Source organism: Kitasatospora sp. NPDC058243 (assembly GCF_042882025.1).
Classification (GTDB): Bacteria; Actinomycetota; Actinomycetes; order Streptomycetales; family Streptomycetaceae; genus Kitasatospora.
Map to the genome: position 1 here is coordinate 1 of NZ_JBHVWW010000047.1, position 3,210 is coordinate 3,210.

General features: G+C 76.4%; 2 protein-coding genes. Both read right to left on the reverse strand.

Annotated features, from left to right (window positions below):
* Positions 1 to 1,746, reverse strand: a 1,746-nt coding sequence (gene lanKC / locus ACFVX9_RS26570) for a class III lanthionine synthetase LanKC (RefSeq protein ID WP_387983777.1), incomplete at its 3' end; no start/stop codon positions are given.
* A 70-nt stretch (positions 1,747 to 1,816) separates the two neighbouring features.
* Positions 1,817 to 3,079 (reverse strand): MFS transporter, encoded by a 1,263-nt coding sequence (locus ACFVX9_RS26575; protein ID WP_380372089.1) that lies wholly within the window; start codon positions 3,077 to 3,079, stop codon positions 1,817 to 1,819.
* Positions 3,080 to 3,210 lie beyond the last annotated feature (131 nt).

The window sequence follows — 3,210 nt, forward strand, 5'->3', positions numbered from 1 at the left end:
GGCGAGCACGGCCGCCACGCCGAGCGGCCCGTCGAAGAGCCCGCCTGCGCCCGGTCTCGGGCCGCGCCGCCGCATCGCCGCGATCAGCCAGTCCGCGTACTCGTCGGGGCAGGGCGCCCCGGCCCGGTGCAGCGCGTACAGCACGCCGGCGGCGCCGTGGGCGACGCCGGTGCCGCCGTCGGCGAATCCGGCCGGGTCGCCGGGGAAGAGCCGGTCCGGCCGGTCGGGGGTGGCCCCGGCGTGGATGCCGGCGACGAGTTCGTTCCTGGCGGCGTCGAGGGTGGGCCCGGCGAGGAGTTCGCGGACCCGCCGTTCGCCGACCGGTTCCACCGGCGCCACCGGCGCCACGGCGCCCGGCCGCACCGGTCCCTCCTCCGGCCCGAGGCCGAACCAGCGCCGTGCCCGCCGTTCCAGCGCGGGCAGCTTGCCGGGATCGCGTTCGGCCAGCTCCATCACGGGCATCAGCAGCATCAGCCAGGTGGCCCAGAGCATGTGGCGGTCGGCGTCGGCCCCGTCGAGCCCGGGCGGGGGCTGCAACCCGCCCGCGCCGGCGAGCGGGACACGGCGGCCGGTGAGCTCCTCCGCGTACTCGAAGTCGACGAGCACCACCGAACCGTCCGGACGGACGATCACATTGGCCGGGTGCAGGTCGCCGAACCGGACGCCCCGCTCGTGCAGGGCGCCGAGCGCCTTCTCCAGCCCGGCCACGACCCCGGCCACCCAGTGCGCGTACTCGGCGCGCTGTCCGGCGGTGCAGTCCTGGTGCACCAGCGGGTAACGGCGGATCGCCTCGGCGAACAGCTGGACGCCCTCGATGTGCTCCTGGACCAGGAAGGTGTGCTCCCAGACCGTCCGGACCTCGTGCAGCCGGGGCACGCAGTCCAGACCGGCGAGCCGTTCCAGCGCCCACTGCTCGCGCCGCAGCCGGGTGACGGCGTCGTCCCCGGCGGCGTCCAGCCCGGCGTGCGGGCGGGCCTCGCGCAGCACCACCCGCTCCCCGGTGGTCCGGTGCTCGGCGAGGTAGATCCCGCCGGCGTTGGAGAACTGCAGCACCTCGACGATCCGGTACGGCAGGTCGCCGCCGGCCGCCTCCCGGGCGGCCAGGTGCGGGCGAAGCTCCTCGGGCGGTTCGACCCAGGCGGGCAGTTGGAACACCGGGTCGCGCCGGTCGGGGACCAGCTCGCCGGACGGGTCGCGCAGCGCGGGCACGGGCCGCCCGTCCTCGTCCTGGCACCACAGCTCGACGAACGCGCCGTAGCGCACGTACACGGGGGCCGTGCCGATCCGCAGGTCGGTGAGCACGTACGGCCCCAGGCGGCCCGCCAGCACCTCGGCCAACTCCGCCGCCACGGCCAGGAACTCCTCCTCCGACCCCGGGTAGACGGTGACGAACTTGCCGCTGCTGCCGCGCCCCATGTACTTGCCGTTCGCGACCCGCAGCGCCTCGTCGCTGCGCAGGAACTTGAACGTCGTGCGGCGCGCCGTGCAGACCCGCGCGACGGCCCGCAGAGTCGCCTCGGCCTCCTCCGGCACGGTCGAGACGTGGATCTTCCAGCCCTGCTCCGGCAGCCGGGCGCCGTCCGGCCGCAACGCCGTCCACAGCCCGCGCCGTTCGCGCCGCCACCCGGCGGGCGGTGCGCCGAGCCCCAGCGGGTACCGGCCGGCCCGGTCGCGGAGGCGCCCCGGGGTGTCGTAGTACATCGGATCGGCGAGGCAGTACAGCTGGGTCTCCTGGGCGCCGGCCATGGCGCGCCTCCTCTTCCGGGTCGTCTTCCAAGCTCTTCCGGGTCATTCGTCTCCCGGGCCGCCGGGCCGTTCAGCCTGCGGGTGCGGGTAGCGGTGCCGGGACCGGCGCCGGGCCGCGCCGGACCGGCGGCGCCCAGGTGACCACGGCCGCGCAGAGCGAGATGGCGAGGGCCAGCAGCGCGAAGGTCCGGGTGCCGCCCAGGGCGCCGAGCAGCGCGCCGCCCACCAGCGGGCCGAACGGCTGGACCAGGGTGGACAGGAAACCGGCGGCGCTCTGCACCCGGCCGATCCGGTCGGGCGGCGCGGCGAGCAGCATGCCGGAGACGAAGCCGATGCTGGCGACCGTGGACAGGCACATGCACACCGCGCAGAGCAGCCCGATCAGCAGCGGGATCCGGGTGAGCACCAGCACCCCGGCGGTGGCGGCGGCCGCCCAGCAGCTGAGCGCCACCAGCCTGCCGTCACTCGCCCCGGGGCGCGCTCTGGGCCCAGTCCGGGCCTCCAGCCTCGGGGCGAGCAGCGCGCCGGCCAGGGCGCCGGCCGCGGTGCAGGAGACCACGGTGCCGCCGCCGATCCCGGAACGGCCGCCGTCGGAGGCCACGGCCAGGGTGGTGAACATCAGCGCGCTGAACGCGAAGTTCATCCCGAGCCCGAAGATCAGCAGCAGGGTGCGCAGGTAGGGCTGGCGCCAGATGAAGCTGAGTCCGGCGGTCAGTTCGCCGCGGCTGAACGCCGCGCCGCTCCTGGCGGCGGGCACCGAGCGGGTCCGCATCAGCGCGACGCAGACGGTGGAGAGCAGCAGCCCGACGCCCTCCGCGAGGAACGGCAGCACCGGGTGCCAGGCGAACAGCGCGCCGCCGGCGATCGGCCCGACCAGCCGGGCGGCGGCGCCGCGCGCCTGCATCCGGGACGACGCCGCGCGGACCTGCTCGCGCGGCACCACCGCGCGCAGCAGGCCGCCGGCGGCGGGCCCGTAGGCGCTGGTGATGAGCGCCCCGGCGGCGGCCACCAGCAGCACCAGTGGCAGCGGGGTGTGGCCGCGCAGGACGGCGATCACCAGCGCGGTGACGGCGAGCAGGCTGCCGACGTCGCACACCCGCATCAGCCGGCGCCGCTCGATCCGGTCGGCGATGACGCCGCCGGGCAGCATGGTGAGCAGCAGCGCGCCGATCGAGACGGTGCCGATGGCGCCCGCCTGGGCGGCCGATCCGGTCTCCCGCAGGACGAGCAACGGCAGGGCGATAGAGGCGAGTTGGGAGCCGAGCGAGGCCATCAGGCCGCCGACCCAGAGCAGCCGGAAGTCCCGGTTGCGGGAGAGCGAGGTGGGCTCCATGGCCGTCCTCCGGGGTGGGGGGTGGAATCGGGCCGGGGGGGGGGGGCGCCCCGACAAACACCCCCCCCACCAACCCCCCCCCCCTCCCCCCCCCGGTGTGTGTTTCCTCCCCCCCCCCCCTCCCCCCCCCC